General features: G+C 64.1%; 13 protein-coding genes and 1 pseudogene. 5 read left to right on the forward strand and 9 right to left on the reverse strand.

What is annotated here, in order from left to right; genetic code table 11:
* Positions 1 to 37 precede the first annotated feature (37 nt).
* Both U5760_RS28145 and U5760_RS28150 read left to right on the forward strand, forming a co-directional pair.
* Positions 38 to 841, forward strand: a complete 804-nt coding sequence (locus U5760_RS28145) for a Crp/Fnr family transcriptional regulator (RefSeq protein ID WP_322015585.1) — start codon at positions 38 to 40, stop codon at positions 839 to 841.
* 63 nt (positions 842 to 904) lie between these two features.
* On the forward strand, positions 905 to 1,456 hold the full coding sequence (locus tag U5760_RS28150; protein WP_322015586.1) for a glutathione peroxidase: 552 nt from the start codon (positions 905 to 907) through the stop codon (positions 1,454 to 1,456).
* A gap of 46 nt (positions 1,457 to 1,502) precedes the next feature.
* On the opposite strand, the gene U5760_RS28155 is transcribed toward U5760_RS28150, so the two are convergent.
* Complete coding sequence (locus U5760_RS28155; RefSeq protein WP_322015587.1) at positions 1,503 to 2,093, reverse strand: hypothetical protein; 591 nt, start codon at positions 2,091 to 2,093, stop codon at positions 1,503 to 1,505.
* Positions 2,090 to 3,019 carry a LysR family transcriptional regulator gene (locus tag U5760_RS28160; RefSeq protein ID WP_322015588.1) on the reverse strand — a complete coding sequence of 310 codons (930 nt, stop codon included), beginning with the start codon at positions 3,017 to 3,019 and terminating at the stop codon, positions 2,090 to 2,092. The genes U5760_RS28155 and U5760_RS28160 overlap by 4 nt, the downstream gene beginning before the upstream one ends.
* 156 nt (positions 3,020 to 3,175) lie before the next feature.
* On the opposite strand from U5760_RS28160, the gene U5760_RS28165 reads away from it, so the two are divergent.
* The gene (locus tag U5760_RS28165) at positions 3,176 to 3,880 is read left to right on the forward strand and encodes an SDR family NAD(P)-dependent oxidoreductase (RefSeq protein ID WP_322015589.1); all 705 of its coding nucleotides are present in this window, start codon (positions 3,176 to 3,178) and stop codon (positions 3,878 to 3,880) included.
* Here U5760_RS28165 and U5760_RS28170 read toward each other — a convergent pair.
* Entirely contained in the window at positions 3,853 to 4,779 is a 927-nt protein-coding gene (locus U5760_RS28170) for a LysR family transcriptional regulator (RefSeq protein WP_322015590.1), read from the reverse strand. The two genes, U5760_RS28165 and U5760_RS28170, sit on opposite strands and share 28 nt — an antisense overlap.
* A 263-nt stretch (positions 4,780 to 5,042) precedes the next feature.
* Between U5760_RS28170 and U5760_RS28175 the strand changes: the two are divergent.
* Together U5760_RS28175 and U5760_RS28180 are read left to right on the forward strand one after the other, a co-directional pair.
* A pseudogene (locus U5760_RS28175) lies at positions 5,043 to 5,240 on the forward strand (serine hydrolase); the annotation flags it as partial.
* Positions 5,237 to 6,409: an MFS transporter gene (locus U5760_RS28180; RefSeq protein WP_322015591.1), complete on the forward strand. Its 1,173-nt coding sequence runs from the start codon at positions 5,237 to 5,239 to the stop codon at positions 6,407 to 6,409. The pseudogene U5760_RS28175 and the gene U5760_RS28180, both read left to right, overlap by 4 nt.
* A gap of 54 nt (positions 6,410 to 6,463) precedes the next feature.
* Here U5760_RS28180 and U5760_RS28185 read toward each other — a convergent pair whose 3' ends face one another.
* The 6 genes from U5760_RS28185 to U5760_RS28210 form a co-directional block, all read right to left on the reverse strand.
* The gene (locus U5760_RS28185; protein ID WP_322015592.1) at positions 6,464 to 6,769 is read right to left on the reverse strand and encodes a hypothetical protein; all 306 of its coding nucleotides are present in this window, start codon (positions 6,767 to 6,769) and stop codon (positions 6,464 to 6,466) included.
* 1,058 nt (positions 6,770 to 7,827) lie between these two features.
* Positions 7,828 to 8,553, reverse strand: a complete 726-nt coding sequence (locus U5760_RS28190) for an aspartate/glutamate racemase family protein (RefSeq protein WP_322015654.1) — start codon at positions 8,551 to 8,553, stop codon at positions 7,828 to 7,830.
* An 8-nt stretch (positions 8,554 to 8,561) separates the two neighbouring features.
* The gene (locus tag U5760_RS28195; RefSeq protein ID WP_322015593.1) at positions 8,562 to 9,776 is read right to left on the reverse strand and encodes a DUF917 domain-containing protein; all 1,215 of its coding nucleotides are present in this window, start codon (positions 9,774 to 9,776) and stop codon (positions 8,562 to 8,564) included.
* Positions 9,766 to 12,084, reverse strand: coding sequence for a sigma 54-interacting transcriptional regulator (locus U5760_RS28200; protein WP_322015594.1), 2,319 nt, complete (start codon positions 12,082 to 12,084; stop codon positions 9,766 to 9,768). Before U5760_RS28200 ends, U5760_RS28195 begins: the two co-directional genes overlap by 11 nt.
* Positions 12,085 to 12,715: 631 nt before the next feature.
* Positions 12,716 to 13,576: a CmcJ/NvfI family oxidoreductase gene (locus tag U5760_RS28205; RefSeq protein WP_322015595.1), complete on the reverse strand. Its 861-nt coding sequence runs from the start codon at positions 13,574 to 13,576 to the stop codon at positions 12,716 to 12,718.
* Positions 13,577 to 13,586: 10 nt separating this feature from the next.
* Positions 13,587 to 14,357: an SDR family NAD(P)-dependent oxidoreductase gene (locus U5760_RS28210; protein WP_415914192.1), complete on the reverse strand. Its 771-nt coding sequence runs from the start codon at positions 14,355 to 14,357 to the stop codon at positions 13,587 to 13,589.
* Between the last annotated feature and the right edge of the window lie 91 nt (positions 14,358 to 14,448).

Raw genomic sequence — 14,448 nt, forward strand, 5'->3', positions numbered from 1 at the left:
AAATTCCGGAGAACCCTGGATCCCTGGAGCATGAGCCATGTCTGCCACCGCAACGCCCCCGACGCGTACTTTCGCCGCCGAACGTCGTGCCGGGTACGCGTACCCTTCGCATGACGCGCTGCTTCGCCGCGCGCTCGATCCGCTCACGCGTCAGCGCGTCATCAAGGCTTTTCTGAAGCATCCGTGCCTGAGCAACTGGTCGGCCGATGCGGCGGCCACGCTCGTCGATGCCGGCTACGAGAAAACCTGGCTGCACGGCGAACTGGTGCTGCCGTATCAGGCCGAATGCAAGGAGATTCATATCGTGCTGGCGGGGGCGCTCGAAGCCGGCTGGGTGAGCGCCTCGGGGGCGCGCGTGATCGGCGAATACATTCAGCCCGATACGGTCATCAACATCATTCCGGCGCTCGACCAGAAGGGATCGCTGTGCGATATGTACGCGCACGGCACGACACAGCTCTTCCACATCCCGCGCGCCGCCATGTTAGAGTTGTTCGAGCGGCAACCTGCGCTGATGCGCGGGTTCTTCGAACTGATCTGCTCGCGCAACCGCGAACTGAACGACCGCTTCCGGTTTTCGCGCCTGGCGGATTTTCGCGCGCGCGTGGCGGAGCGCCTGCTGAGCCTCGCCGATCGCTACGGCAATCCCGTCGAGGCGGGCGTCGAGATCGGACTCAAGCTCTCGCAGGACGACCTGGCCGCGCTGCTGGGCGTCTCGCGGCAAAGCATCAACAAGGAACTGCGGGCGTTTGCCGACTGCGGATGGATCGAGATCCGCTATGGGCAGGTCACGATACTCGACAGCGCCGCGTTGCTGATGGTGCGCGAAGCGAGCGAGTGATAACGAACCCGGGCGCGCAGCAAAGACAGTTTTCACCCTTTGAATCCAACAGGAGAGACGAACATGAGCACGGCGATTTACGACATTCCGGTGAACGCAATCGACGGCGCGCCTGCCACGCTGCGGCGTTTCGAGGGCAAGGTGTTGCTGGTCGTGAACGTGGCATCGAAGTGCGGGCTGACGCCGCAGTACGAAGGGCTCGAATCGCTCTACGAAGACAAGCGCGAGCGCGGGTTCGAAGTGCTGGCGTTTCCGGCCAACAACTTCAAGGGCCAGGAGCCGGGGTCGGACGCCGAGATCGAGGAATTTTGCACCGCTAACTATGGCGTGAAGTTTCCGCTCTTCTCGAAGATCTCGGTGGTGGGCGAGGACCAGCATCCGCTGTATCACGCGCTCACGCATGCCCAGCCGCAGGCCACGGGCGACGGGCCGTTCCGGGAGCGCCTCAAGGGCTACGGCATCGCACCCAATCCCGCACCCGACGTGCTGTGGAACTTCGAGAAATTTCTCGTGAACCGCGAGGGCGAAGTCGTGGCGCGCTTCGCACCGAACGTGGGTGCGGACGATCCGGCGCTCGTGGCGGCCATCGAAGCGGAACTGGCGAAAGCGGCGTAGTTCGCCGCGCGCGGCCGGAGCACGTCCGGCCCGCAGCCTACGCAGCCTACAAATGCGCGGCGGCGATCGAACGAATGCCGAGTCCGATCAGCAGATACGGAACGAAGCCGTCCAGCCGCCACGCATTCCGGAAGATGCGCCACTGCTGTGCGACGACGAGCCATGCCGCGCCGCACAGCACGACAGTCAGGGCAAGAATCGTCGCCATGCTCGTGGCCGCAACGGACGCGGCGCTGGCGGCGAACAACGACGTGTACGCGGCAGCGTTGTCGAGACTGCCGGCGCCGAAAACGACAAAGCAGCGCCAGAACGATTCGCCAGCCGCCTGCTCGTGCGGCGCGGGGGTGATGGTCTTGGGGCTGAGCCTCGCCTGAACGAGCCGGTAGAGACCCAGGGCAAGCGGCAGGCTGCCTACGAGCAACGCATTGCCGATCTTCGCCGCGCTGCTCGCCAGTACGGCGCCCAGCACCGCGGCGAACGCCACGACCACGGAAGCATTCACGAACTTGGCCAGCATCACGCCATAAGGCCGCGCCTTCGCTCCCGTCAACAGGCAGACAAGAAACAGGAAATCGTCGATGCTCGCGCTCACGAAGACCGCGACAGTGAGCGTGATCGTGTACGCGTAGTCGCTCACAGCGGCACCCTTTGGCGGCAGACGGTCAGGACGAGTTGCCGGAGCCAGCGATGAACGGGATCGGCCTCGAAGCGTGGATGCCACATCTGCGATACGGTAATTTTTTCGGTCGCCACGGGGAGTTCGAACGTGCGAATGCCGGAGGAGAGCGCGGATTCCCGATCCTCGCGGGCATGGACCAGAAACGATGCGGGCACGAGCGCAATCAGATCGGAAGCGCGGGCCACGGCCAGCGCCGTATGAAAGGTCGGAACCACGGCGACGATGCTTCTTTCCAGCCCCAGCGTTGCCAATGCATCATCCACGGGACCGCTGCCGTTGCCGTGGCGTGCCGCTACCACATGGCCGAACGAAGCGTAGCGTTCGGCCGTGATCTCGCCGTCCTGCTCGAGCGGATGGCCTTTCCTGATCGCGCCGAGAAAACGGTCGCGGAATAGCGCCTGCACGCGGATTTCCGGCCCCATTTCACTCAGCACACCGATTTCGAGGTCGGCCGAACCGTCGCGCAGATGCGTGGCGGTCTTTTCGGTCTTGGGTGCGAAACGCACGCGCACGAGCGGCGCGATGGCCGTTGCGGCGGCGATGAGCGCAGCGCCGAAGGCTTCGACGAAACCCTCGTTGGTGCGCAGCGTGAAGGTTCGCTGCAAGGCGGGAAAATCAGGCTCGGCTGCCGAAGGTTGCAGTAAGGCTCGCGCTTCGTCGACCGCATGGCGGGTGCGTTGGCGCAGGGCCTCTGCATGCGGCGTCAGCACCATGTGGCGCCCCGCGCGAACAAGCAACGGGTCGCCGGTCACTTCGCGCAAGCGGGTCAGGGTGCGGCTCATGGCCGAGGTGCTCAGGCCCAGTCGATGTGCGGCGCCGACCACGCTGCCATCGGCGAGCAATACGTCGAGCGCAATCAGCAGATTCAAATCGGGTTCGGACATGCCCGATCCTAACATGGCCACCTTGACGCATGGCGTCGGACGCAAGGTATCAGTGCGGTTGGCGCGCCTTCCGCCGTGGAGGGTGGGTCGATATATTTTCCATGCTGGATTTCGGCCCCGGTATCCATTTCATTGAACATTGAAAGGACATGACCCATGCAAGACACCTCTGAACAAAAGACCGTGCTGCTGATCGGCGCGTCGCGCGGACTGGGCTTCGCCATGGTCGAGGAATACCTCAGGCGCGGCTGGCGCGTGATCGCCACCGGCAGGGCGGGTTCGATGGAGAAACTGCTGCGACTCGCGCAGTCTTCCCACGGTGCACTCGAAACGGAAACGGTCGATATCACGGTTCCCGGGCAGGTTGCGGCTTTGCGTGGCCGCCTTGAAAACCGTCGCGTCGATTTGCTGTTCGTGAATGCCGGTGTCAAGAACAACGACGGCGAAACGATTGCCGATGTCTCGACCGAAGAGTTCGTGCGTGTCATGGTGACGAACGCCTTGAGTCCGATGCGCGTGATCGAAGCGCTCTCGGACATCGTTCAGTCCTCCGGAACGATAGGCGTGATGTCGTCGGGGCAGGGCAGCGTGACCAACAACACGAATGGCAACTACGAGGTGTATCGCGGCAGCAAGGCCGCGCTCAACATGTTCATGCGCAGCTTTGCGGCCCGCCACCGGGACGATGCGAGAACGTTGCTGCTGATGGCGCCGGGATGGGTTCGCACCGACATGGGCGGTCCCGAGGCACGTCTGGGAATCGAAGAAAGCATTCCGAATCTGGTGAGCACGATCGAGACTTACGAAGGGCGATCGGGCTTGCACTATCTGGACTATCTGGGCCGCATCGTGCCGTGGTGATCGCACGCCTGCGTCGCGGGAAACACGTGTTCGCCCAGAAAATCCACGAGCACCCGCACTTTCGGCGACGGATGCTTGCTGGCCGGCCACAGCACATGAAAGACGCCCTCGCGCTCGACGTGATCGCAGAGCACCACACGCAATTGCCCATCTTCCAGCAACGTCCTGATCGAGAAGTCGGGCAGATACGCAATGCCTCTTCCCTGCAGCGCGAAGCACACGCGCGTATCGATGTTGTTGCAGATCATCGAGACCGGCAGCGTGAGTTCCGGCTCCCCTGAAGCGCGGCGCAGCGCCCATGTTTCGAGCTTGCCGGTATTCGGAACCCGGTAGTGCAGGCAGGTATGGTCGAGCAGATCGGCGGGTACCTGCGGTGTACCGCGCCGCTCGAAGTATTGGGGCGAGGCGACCACGCACCAGCGGAAGGAGCCGAGCTTGCGGGCGGCGAGCCGCGAGTCGGTGGGCACGCCGGTTCTGACCACGGCATCGAAACCTTCCTCGATCACGTCCACCACACGGTCGGTGAAATCCAGATCGAGCTCGATCTCCGGATACTCGCGCATGAATTCGCCCAGCACCGGCAGCAGCAGCGAACTCACGAGCGGCAGGCTCACGCGCAGCGGGCCACGTGGCCTGGCCGTCGCCTCCGAAATCTCGGTCTGGGCCGCTTCGATCTCGGCCAGGATGCGCCGGCTTCGTTCGAGAAAGCGGGTGCCTTCGGCCGTGAGCGTGACGCTGCGCGTGCTGCGATAGAAGAGCCGCACGCCAAGTTTGTCTTCGAGGCGCGCAACGCTCTTGCCGACCGCGGATGCCGAAACGCCCAGCAATCGTCCCGCGGCCACGAAGCTGCGCGTTTGAGCCACCTGCACGAACACGACAAAGCCATTGAGGCTGTCCACCGTTTCCCTCCATTGCGGACATTCGTTTCCGCACAACGCGGAACTTTACCCCACTTTTTCCCGGATCGTGCCACCTCTATCTTGACGTTCATGTTCATTCAGACGAGGGGCTTTTAATGACAATACCCATGATGTCCACGCGTATTCAGGAGGCGGTGCATCGAGCGTTGCAGGAGCGGCGTATCGTTGGCGCCGTCGTGCTCGTTGCGCACAATGGCGAGGTGATCCACGAGCAGGCAGCCGGACTGGCCGACCGGGAAAGCGACCGGGTGCGGGCGGCCTCGCCCGAATCGAACGACACCTGGCGCTGGGGCGGCGCGTATGGCCATTCGTGGTTCGTCGATCCGGTGCAGCGGCTCAGTGTCGTTACCTTCACCAATACGCTGTACGAAGGCATGTCCGGGCGCTTCGTGACCGAACTGCGCGATGCTGTCTATAACGATCAGGAATCCACACAATGACACAGGATATCGACGAGCGGCTGCCGCTCGCAAAATTGCTGCCGCTTGCCATGGCGGCATTCGTCACGATCCTGACCGAAGCGCTGCCGGCGGGCCTGCTGCCGCAGATGGCGCAGAGTCTGCACGTCTCGCAGTCGTTGAGCGGTCAGACGGTCACGATCTACGCAATGGGGTCGCTGGTGGCCGCGATCCCGCTGACCTTCATGACGCAGCGTGCGCGCCGCCGGCCGCTGTTGCTCATCGCGATTTCCGGTTTTGTCGCGGCCAATGCCGTAACCACGCTGTCCGGCAGCTATGCGCTGACGATGGCGGCACGCCTCGTTGCGGGCGTCTCGGCGGGATTGATCTGGGCGCTGCTGGCGGGCTATGCGGCTCGTATGGTGCCGGAGCGTCGCCAGGGCGGGGCCATCGCCGTGGCGATGGCGGGCATACCGCTGGCCCTCTCGCTGGGCGTGCCGGCCGGTACGTTCCTCGGCAACTGGATAGGCTGGCGCTTGGCGTTCTGCGTCATGAGCGTGCTGGCGGCCCTGTTGTTCGTCTGGGTGCGCGCGACGGTGCCGGATTTTCCGGGGCAGCCGGCGGGCAGGCGATTCACCTTGCGTTGCGTGTTCACCTTGCCGGGTGTGCGTTCCATTCTATTCGTGGTACTGACTTTCGTGCTGGCGCACAATCTGCTCTATACCTATATCTCACCCGTTCTGGCCACGAGCGGCATGGCCGACTGGACCGATCGCGTGCTGTTCATGTTCGGTGTGACTTCGCTGCTGGGCATCTCGATCACCGGCAGGCTGATCGACTGCCGTCTGCGGGCGTTGACGCTCGCGAGCACGGTCCTGTTCGCCATCGCCGCGCTGACCCTGGGCGTCGCGGGAAGCGTGCACGCGCTTGTCTATGCGGCGGTGGGGGCGTGGGGTCTTGCGTTCGGCGGTTCCGCGACGCTGTTTCAGACCGCGCTCGCCAAGACGGCGGGAGAGGCGGCCGACGTCGCGCAGGCCATGCTGGTCACCACCTGGAACACGGCCATCGCGGGAGGCGGGCTCGTGGGCGGGGTATTGCTGGACTACCTGGGTGTGCGATCGTTCTTTCCGATCCTGCTGTTGCTGCTAACGGCAACGTTCGTCGCGGCATGGTCTGCAAGGCATCGCGGCTTTCCCGTACAAGTGGAGTGAAGCTCGCCTGTCTGTATGGCGGGATCGGCGTCGCGCGCGGCCCTGTCCTGCGCGTTATCGATTCCCCATCAGTTGTTCGTGCAACTGCTTGAGGCGGCGCGCCTGGTTCTGCATGATGCCGGGCGTCAGTGCGATCTGCTGCACGCGGTCGAGCCAATAGCGCCGGCCGAAGACGGCAATGTTGTCGTCCACGGCAATGGCGACTTCGAGGTGGGCAATGGCGCCGTCGAGGTTCTTCACGGTATAGGGGCTCTCGCCAGCAGGCGGAGTTTTCGTGTTGCGGCCCGCTGCGGCACGTCTTCCCCCGGCGCTCGCGCATTTCGGCTGCCCATACATGTCCTGTTCAATTTCGCCCATCATGGTTGCTTCGCCTTGCGATCGTAATCATTCGTCCAGCGCACGTCCCATGCCTGACATCGCTCGCCGCTGCAGCCATGCTGCTGCCTGTGAGCGTGCCGCCACAGCGGGCGTTGCGACGAAAATGCGTGACACAGTTGAAGAGACGCTGCACGAAACAAGGCACCGCGTGCGGCTGGAGCAGCGTTTTGATTTGCGATTCGAGAGAAGTAAAAAGCGACCCCGGAAGACGGACTGGCTAAGGCCAGTAAAAATGGGCCGACGCCGCCGGCTCTCGGAATGCGAGCAGCGACGGCCCAGTGGGCGACTCGTCTGATACGTGGCCAGACGATTGCCGCCATTTCAGTGTCAGGCGTTCGTGCCGGGCTTTATCGTTGCAACCGGTCGCGAACTATCGACACATCACTACGGGTACTACGACTACAACACGGCCCTCTTTGAATTTACGAAACCGGCTTCGATGTCATTTAATGGTAAGGATAGCGAATCGAACAGGCCGGTTTCAAACGATCAAGCTGCAAACATAAGCCCGCCAAGGCTCGACGGACCCGGCGACCGGTTCGTGGGCGTCGCGCGGGCACCTTGCTGAATACGCGATGCTGGTGCTCGATGGGCGACACCCTGAACTTGTCGATCGATGCGGGTTGGTCTTCCTCGTCCCCGAATTCCGAGACTATATAGCAATCATCGTGCCAACGACCCGAAAGCCGCGACAGCAGGGGCTTGGCGCGGTCTGCGGAGGTGCCATAGGACGATTCCGACCTGGGTTACTCCAGAAATTGGACGAATTCGTCCAATTGCCGCACGGCGCATCAAGAGAGTGCCCGATCCGTCCATGTTGCGCTGCCCCAATCGCGTGGCGGCTGAACGGACGGGGCGCCGTATCCGCCGTAATATATCGAAAGTCGGGGAATGCAAAATTCGGGCAAGGTCGCAGAATTGACCGGGCAGCGATGGCAGGAAAGGGGCGGGAAAGAGGGGGACGCGCGGCGAAAAACCGGCAGGTCCCGCCGGCGCGCGAAAAAGGCACCGGCGAGAGCAGGGGGAAGCCAGCCGCGAGGCTAGGACTGGAGGCTGACCTTGCTATAGGTGAGGCGGCTCGGGCGCACCTTCATGCGCACGAGCGAGACGAGGAAGCTGAAGCCGGCCTGGTTCGGGTCGATGACCGGCACGTAGCTGCCCAGCGCTTCGGTCAGTAGCGTCGAAACCCGGCTCGCGACATCCACGAAGCCCGTGCAGCCCAGCAGGATGGACTGTGCGGCATCGTCCTTGATGGCTTTCATGGCGGCCTCGAAGGTACGGGCCACGACCACGTCCACGTTGTCGAGCTGCGCCACCGGGCAATCGATCGCGTGGATCGAAGCGAACGTATCAACGATGCCGTAGGTCTGCGGATGCGCGCGTTGCATGGCGAGCGTGCTCTGCAGGATCGTGATGATCGAGAAGCGCTGGCTCAGCATCAGCGCGCCGAAGGCCGCCGCCGGGAAGCCGCCGATGATGGGGATGTCGATCACCTCCCGCGCCGCTTCGACGCCGCACATGTCGAAGTCGGTCAGCCAGATGCCGTCGAAGCCGTCCTTTTCGATGGCCTGCGCCAGTTCGACCACGGGCATGCCGTTTTGCAGCCAGTTCGTGCGGTTCTCGATGTCGGGGTGGCCCGAGGTGATGTTGCGGATCTCGACCTGCACGTCCGCCGGCATCACCGGCTCAAGGGCCTTCATGATGCGGTCGTTGTACTGCGACGTGTTCACCGGCACGAGCACGCAGATGCGCAGGGGGGAACTCACGGGCGTGCTCACGCGGCACCTCCGTCACGGCCGGAGTGCTTCGCCTCGAGCGGCACGTACGGCCCCAGATAGCCGAGCGAGTTGAGTAGTTCCATGAAACTGTCGAGGATCAGGCCGCTCTGCAGTTCCGGTTCGGCGCGCCACGCGATCAGCGTTACGGGACGTTTGCCGATGGCGGGATTGAGCTTGCCGTTGTCCTGTACGAGGTCGCCGTTGCTGAAGATCGACTGGCCTTCGCCGCCTACGAAGTACGTAATGCTGTCCGGCGCCAGCACGATGGGCTGGGCGCGCCGGCTGTCCCACGCGAGCAGCGATTCGTTCTGGTAGATCACCGTGTAGGTGTGGTCGCCCGCGTCGATGCTCACCTTGCCCACGTCGAAGCCGCCGCTCGTGTCGACCTTCGCCGAGACCAGTTCGCCCGGATCGGAAACCGCGCGTGCAGCGATGCCGCAGCGCTCGGCGAGATAGCCGATCATCTGCGAGACACTGCGGACGTGTCCGGCCTGCAGGGCGCGGCCAAGATCGAGCGCGCGCTTGAGCGTGCCGCGAATGGGCGTGGCGCGGCCGAGGTTGGACGGCGTCATCACCCACATGGCGAGGCCGCCGAACTGGCCGAACTCGGGATCGGCCACCACGGGCCGCATCATCTGCTCGACGATCGCCGAGACGTCGCGCTGGTGCGTCTTGCCGCCGTGATTGCCCTGGCGCGGCGTGACGTCGAGTTCGACGCACAGGCCGCCCTGGCTCACGAGGAAGGCGGGGCGCGGGTCGATTTCCGCGGCTGCGAAGGTCAGCATGGGCAGCGAGGGCACGGCGCGGCCCGCGCCGTCGGCGTCGATCACGGCGAGGCCGAGCTTCGCGGCAACGAGCGCCGCCACCGTGAAGCCTAACGCGCCGCTTTCGGGCGGCATCACGTAGGCAAGCTTTCTGGACTGCGAAGCAAGTCGCGCCTGCACGTTCTGCACGGCAATCACCGGGCCTTCCGGATGGGTGGCCTTGTTGATCGCTTCGGGGGCGCCGAGATAGGCGACCATGACGGTTTCGCCTTCGGTTGCTTCGTCCACCGAAACGACCTTGACCTTGTCGGTCGGATAGTAGTCGCCAGCGACGAATTTTTCTGCGAGATGCTGGGCGGATTCGATCGTGCCGCCCCCTCCGCTGCCAAAAAAAGCTGCCCCGAGCAGCAGGGGTTCGAGGTCATCCCGGCTTAATTCATAGGCCATCTGCGGTTCCTTTCTTGTTTGGGTCGAGGGAAACGTCGTGCCGAAGTTCGTCCAGCAATGCGCCCGCATCGGCAATGCGGGTGGTGGAACCTGGTGGCAGCTCGCGCAACCCGCGTTCGAGCGTGTCGATCGCTTCGGCGTGGCGGCCGGTGTGGCGGAGCAGGTCCGCGAGGTAGCGCGCGGCGTCCACGCGTGCGGGCACCGAACCGAAGGCGAGCGCCGTGGAGAGCGCCGTGCGCAGACCCTGCTCCGCGGCGGTGAGGTCGCCCAGCGCCCACTGTGCGCGGGCCCGGGTGACGAGCAGCTCGCCGAGGTAGGTGCGCTCCTGGCGGGCGAGGGTTTCGTCGACGGCGGTGGCGAGTATCGTCGCGCATTTTTCCGCGCGGCCGGCGCGCAGCAGCAGTTCCCCGTGCTGCCATGTCTTGAACGAATAGAACAAGGCGCCGCCGTTGGACATCAAGTGGGTATCGTAACCTTCGAGCATGACGAGTTCGGCCTCTTCGGGCTTGCCGGCCGAACTCAGGTGGCAGCCGCGCATGATCTGACCCACGCCGCGATAGAACGCGAAACCATTGGCGATCGATACCGATTCGAGCTCGCTGGCGAGCGGCCCGAGGCGTTCGCGGTCGTCGAACAGGCAGGCGAGCCAAGCGGCGCCCTGCAGGTTGACCGCGTGAGCGAGGGCATGCGTGCCGGGCTCGGACGCGCGCAGGATCAGCATTTCCATCGCACGCCGGGCTTGCACGAAGGCGCCGATCTGGTAAGCGGCGAGCCCTTCGAAGGTCAATGCGAGACTGGCCAGATCGATGCCCTGCGAGCCCGTGCGCACGTCGCTGCGGGTCACGCCCAGCATATTGCCGCGCGCGAGGCAGGCGAGCGCTTCTTCGCTGTCGCCCAGCCAGAAGAGCGTATTGGTCATGGCGAAGTGGGCTTCGTCGAGCGAGATCCGGTCGCCGCTGTTCTGCGCGCGCTGCAGCATGTCCTGCGCGGTCGCGCGCGCCTGCTTGAGCTGGAGCGTGGTGAGCTGGGTGGTCCAGATGCCGAACTGGATCGCGGCGATTTCGGTTTGTTCGCAAATGCCTTCGCCGATGGCGAGTGCGGCCGCATAACAGGCAGTGGCCTCCGCGTGCAGCCAGCCGTGCATGCTGCGCAGGCTCATGCCGAGCAGCCGGTAAGCGTCGAACTGCAGGCGCCGCACGGCGTCCTGTTCATGGCTCGTCTGCAGCACGTCGAGGCAGCGGCGCAGGAGCGGGACGGCGTCGGAGAAACTCGACGCTTCGACCAGTGCCGTGGCGTGCTCGAGGCATTTTTGCGCCTCGCGGTGGTGCTCCTCGCGCGATTTCAGGCGGCGCTCGATGGTCTTTCGGCCCACGCCAAGCAGCGTGGCGGCCGCGCTTTTGTTGCCGCTCGTGCGTTCGAGCGCGCGGTCGATCAGCAGGTCTTCGGCGGCGGCGAGCTTGTCGCGGCCGTCGAGCTGCAACAGCATGTCGGCGAGGCTCGCGCGCGAGACCGCCCCGGTCGTTTCGTTGACGAGAAAGGGTTCGAGTGCGTCGAGGTCGATGAACGTGCCTTCGGAGAGCACGCTCAACTGGCTGATCAGGTTGCGCAGCTGGCGAATATGCCCGGGCCAGCTGTGCTGGCTGAGCCGCCGGATGGCGGCCGGCGAGAATTCGAGGCGCCGGGTCTGGAGCGAAGCGAAATGCGTGACGAGCGCGGGAATGTCTTCCACCCGCTGGTCGAGCCCGGGCACGGCGAGCACGAACACCGCGAGCCGGTAGAAGAGGTCTTCGCGAAACTCGCCGTCGCGCGCGAGCTGGCGCAGGTCGCGGTGCGTGGCCGCCACCACGCGCCCTTCGAAGCGGACGTTGGTGGTGGAGCCCACGGGGCGAAAGGTGCGGGTTTCGAGCACGCGCAACAGTTTCGGTTGCAGCGCGAGCGGCAACTCGCCGATTTCATCGAGCAGCAGCGTGCCTTTGCCCACCTGCTGAAAAAGTCCAGGGCGCGTTTCGGCCGCACCCGTGAAGGCCCCTTTGACGTGACCGAACAATTCGGCTTCGACAAGATGTTCGGGAATGGCACCGCAGTTCACGTCGACGAACGGCTGGTCCTGGCGCATGCTGCGCAGGTGCACGCGGCGCGCGACGAGCTCCTTGCCCGATCCGGTGGGCCCGAAGACGAGCAGGGCGTGATCGGTGGGCGCAACGCGGTCGATCATCCTGACCAACTGACGAAACGCGGGCGCCGTGCCGATGAATGCGCCGGGGTCCGCTTTGTCTCGGATGAACGGAACGACGGGGGAAGAACTCATTGCCGGGTGGGCTCCAGATAACCAGCGTGTGGTCTTTTATCAATTAGCATTACCCCGGAAAAGCGCGATCGGAGACGGCACATCGATCCTGTGCCTTTCGATCCTTTCGATGCATTCCGGTTGCCGGTGCGAGGGCGGGGCCGTCCCAAGCATAGCCCAGGTATGTTGCCGATATGATCTTTCAAAATTAGCCAGCTTGCCTGGCGCCAGCCAGGTTCCGAAGCGGATGCGATTGGCATGCGCGAGCCGGTTTCCTGTACGGGTTTACGGCAGCAAAAGCTTTGGCGTGAAAGAAGAAATGGTTGTCAATGCAAATTTTGACTCGCCATGCATACAAATCGGATACACGACAATTCGTTATGTCTATAATGCGGTTCTCTCAGGTTCTAGCACGGCCCTCGGAATTGCTAGAATCTTTTAGCCGTCCCTTTGGGACGGCTTTTTTTTGCCAATTAAGCGGGTGATTAACGCAGCCGTGACGCGAATCTGTCACGAAGAAATGCTGACGGCCCGTCTAGAGAAGGGCCGTTGCCTGGGGGCGGGGGAGGGATGTCGTGTCTGGCGAATCCGGCGGTCCCTGGCGGGACCGCGCGTGAACGGTTTGGTTGGAGGCGCAGCGATCTGGATAATATTAAGTATTCCAGAACAGTAATGCGCGCAGTTCGATGCTGCGCCGTGGCGGTGCATCCGGTGCCGTGGTCGGATCTTCGAATGCGGTATGCGCTGTGAGGCGCGCGGTGCCGTCTTCGAGCGAGTCGTAGATTTTCAGCAGCAGCGCTTCGTCCGGCCGCAGTCGCGGGAAGTAGTACCAGCGGTGCGCCGGGTTCGCGGTAAACGAATAAGTCTCGCCCACCTTGTCGCGATAGACCAGATCCGAGGGCACGAGATCGTCAAGCGAGATCGTGCGTGCATCGCAGAGCGCGAGCGGCAATTGCTCGACCACGTTCAAGGGACGCCACAGGTTGACGATCGCGAAGCGATGCTGGAGCCGCTGTGCGGCCTCCCCGGCGTCGAGATGGTCGCGCACGCGGCGCGGCCCGGACACGAAGGTCTGGTCGTTGTGCACGCGGCGCACGGGTTCGCGCAGGGCCTTGTTCGCCCGCGAGCCGTTTTCGCTGTCGCGCAGCGTGTGATCGAAGATCACCACCTTGGCGGCACCCGTTGCGTCGCGCAACAGCGCCTCGGCCTCGGGATAGTAGACGAGCCGGATCACGCTCTCGTCGCCGAAATCTTCGGGGGTGACGGCGCTGCGATGCGAGACGAACTGAAAGCCATTGGCATCCAGCGACCACTCGCCGGCTGCCGCGAGTGGCCGAGCGTCGCGTATCGTCACGCGCGTGGGCGCGAGTTCGCCCGTGGTCCATGGCGTGCCGGCAGGCGGCTCGAACGTCCAGGAAACGGGGCGGCTCTCGCCGTGCGCCAGATAGTTGAGTTCAGCGACGACGGCGTCGCCCGCCTGGGTCCGCGGCGCCTCATCGAGTACTGTGGCCATCGATCTTCTCCTAGAACGCCTCGCGATACGGCCGCAGATCCAGTTCCTGCGTCCAGGCGCTGCGATGTTGATGATGTAGTTGCCAGTAGCTTTCGGCGATGGCTTCGGGTTGCAGCAGGCCGTCCGCGCTGGCCTGTTCCGCGCGCTGCGGTGCGGCCGTACGCAGCCGTTCGCCGTCGATGCCGCCATCGATCACCACATGGGCCACATGCACGCCGCGCGGGCCGAACTCGCGCGCGAGCGTCTGGCTGAGCGAGCGCAATCCCGCCTTTGCGGCAGCGAACGCCGCGAACGGCGGGCGCCCGCGCAACGATGCCGTTGCTCCAGTGAATATCAAGCTGCCCGCGCCCGCCGGTGCCTCCAGCGCGTCCGGTGCTTCGAGCAGCAGCGGTATCGCGGCGCGCGCGAAAGCGAAGCCGCCCAGCACGTTAGTGCGCCATGCCGATTCGATCTGTTCGACGGTGAGTTCGAGCGTAGGCGCACGCACGGCGTTGCCTGCGTTGAAAACGGCACTACGTAGTTGTCCGAACTTTTTCACTTCGCTGGCGATGCGGGCAACGTCCTGTTCGCTGGAGATATCGCCGGCAAGCGCGTGTACATGGCCGCCTTGCTTGCGAATTTGCGCAGCGACGGCTTCCACGCGTTCCGCGGTGCGGCCAGTGAGGATGACCGTAAAGCCGCCGCGTGCGAAGCGCCGGGCCAGCGCCGCGCCAAGACCGGCGCTGGCGCCCACGCCTGCAATCCATGCAAGGGCGGAATGGGAGGAGGGAGTGCTGGTCATGATAGTCAACCCTATACCGTGATAGTTCAAGGGAAAACGAAGCAATCGCCATAAGGTTATCCGTGCATACGCATATCTGCTGAAGCCTGAC

Source organism: Paraburkholderia sp. J12 (assembly GCF_905220215.1).
Taxonomy (GTDB): domain Bacteria; phylum Pseudomonadota; class Gammaproteobacteria; order Burkholderiales; family Burkholderiaceae; genus Paraburkholderia.

What these genes read in the sequence shown, in the direction of transcription:
- U5760_RS28160 (WP_322015588.1), bottom strand. Translation starts at nt 3,019, where the DNA reads ATGTCCGAACCCGATTTGAATCTGCTGATTGCGCTCGACGTATTGCTC.
- U5760_RS28150 (WP_322015586.1), top strand. Translation starts at nt 905, where the DNA reads ATGAGCACGGCGATTTACGACATTCCGGTGAACGCAATCGACGGCGCG.
- U5760_RS28200 (WP_322015594.1), bottom strand. Translation starts at nt 12,084, where the DNA reads ATGAGTTCTTCCCCCGTCGTTCCGTTCATCCGAGACAAAGCGGACCCC.
- U5760_RS28210 (WP_415914192.1), bottom strand. Translation starts at nt 14,357, where the DNA reads ATGACCAGCACTCCCTCCTCCCATTCCGCCCTTGCATGGATTGCAGGC.
- U5760_RS28145 (WP_322015585.1), top strand. Translation starts at nt 38, where the DNA reads ATGTCTGCCACCGCAACGCCCCCGACGCGTACTTTCGCCGCCGAACGT.
- U5760_RS28165 (WP_322015589.1), top strand. Translation starts at nt 3,176, where the DNA reads ATGCAAGACACCTCTGAACAAAAGACCGTGCTGCTGATCGGCGCGTCG.
- U5760_RS28180 (WP_322015591.1), top strand. Translation starts at nt 5,237, where the DNA reads ATGACACAGGATATCGACGAGCGGCTGCCGCTCGCAAAATTGCTGCCG.
- U5760_RS28195 (WP_322015593.1), bottom strand. Translation starts at nt 9,776, where the DNA reads ATGGCCTATGAATTAAGCCGGGATGACCTCGAACCCCTGCTGCTCGGG.
- U5760_RS28205 (WP_322015595.1), bottom strand. Translation starts at nt 13,576, where the DNA reads ATGGCCACAGTACTCGATGAGGCGCCGCGGACCCAGGCGGGCGACGCC.
- U5760_RS28185 (WP_322015592.1), bottom strand. Translation starts at nt 6,769, where the DNA reads ATGATGGGCGAAATTGAACAGGACATGTATGGGCAGCCGAAATGCGCG.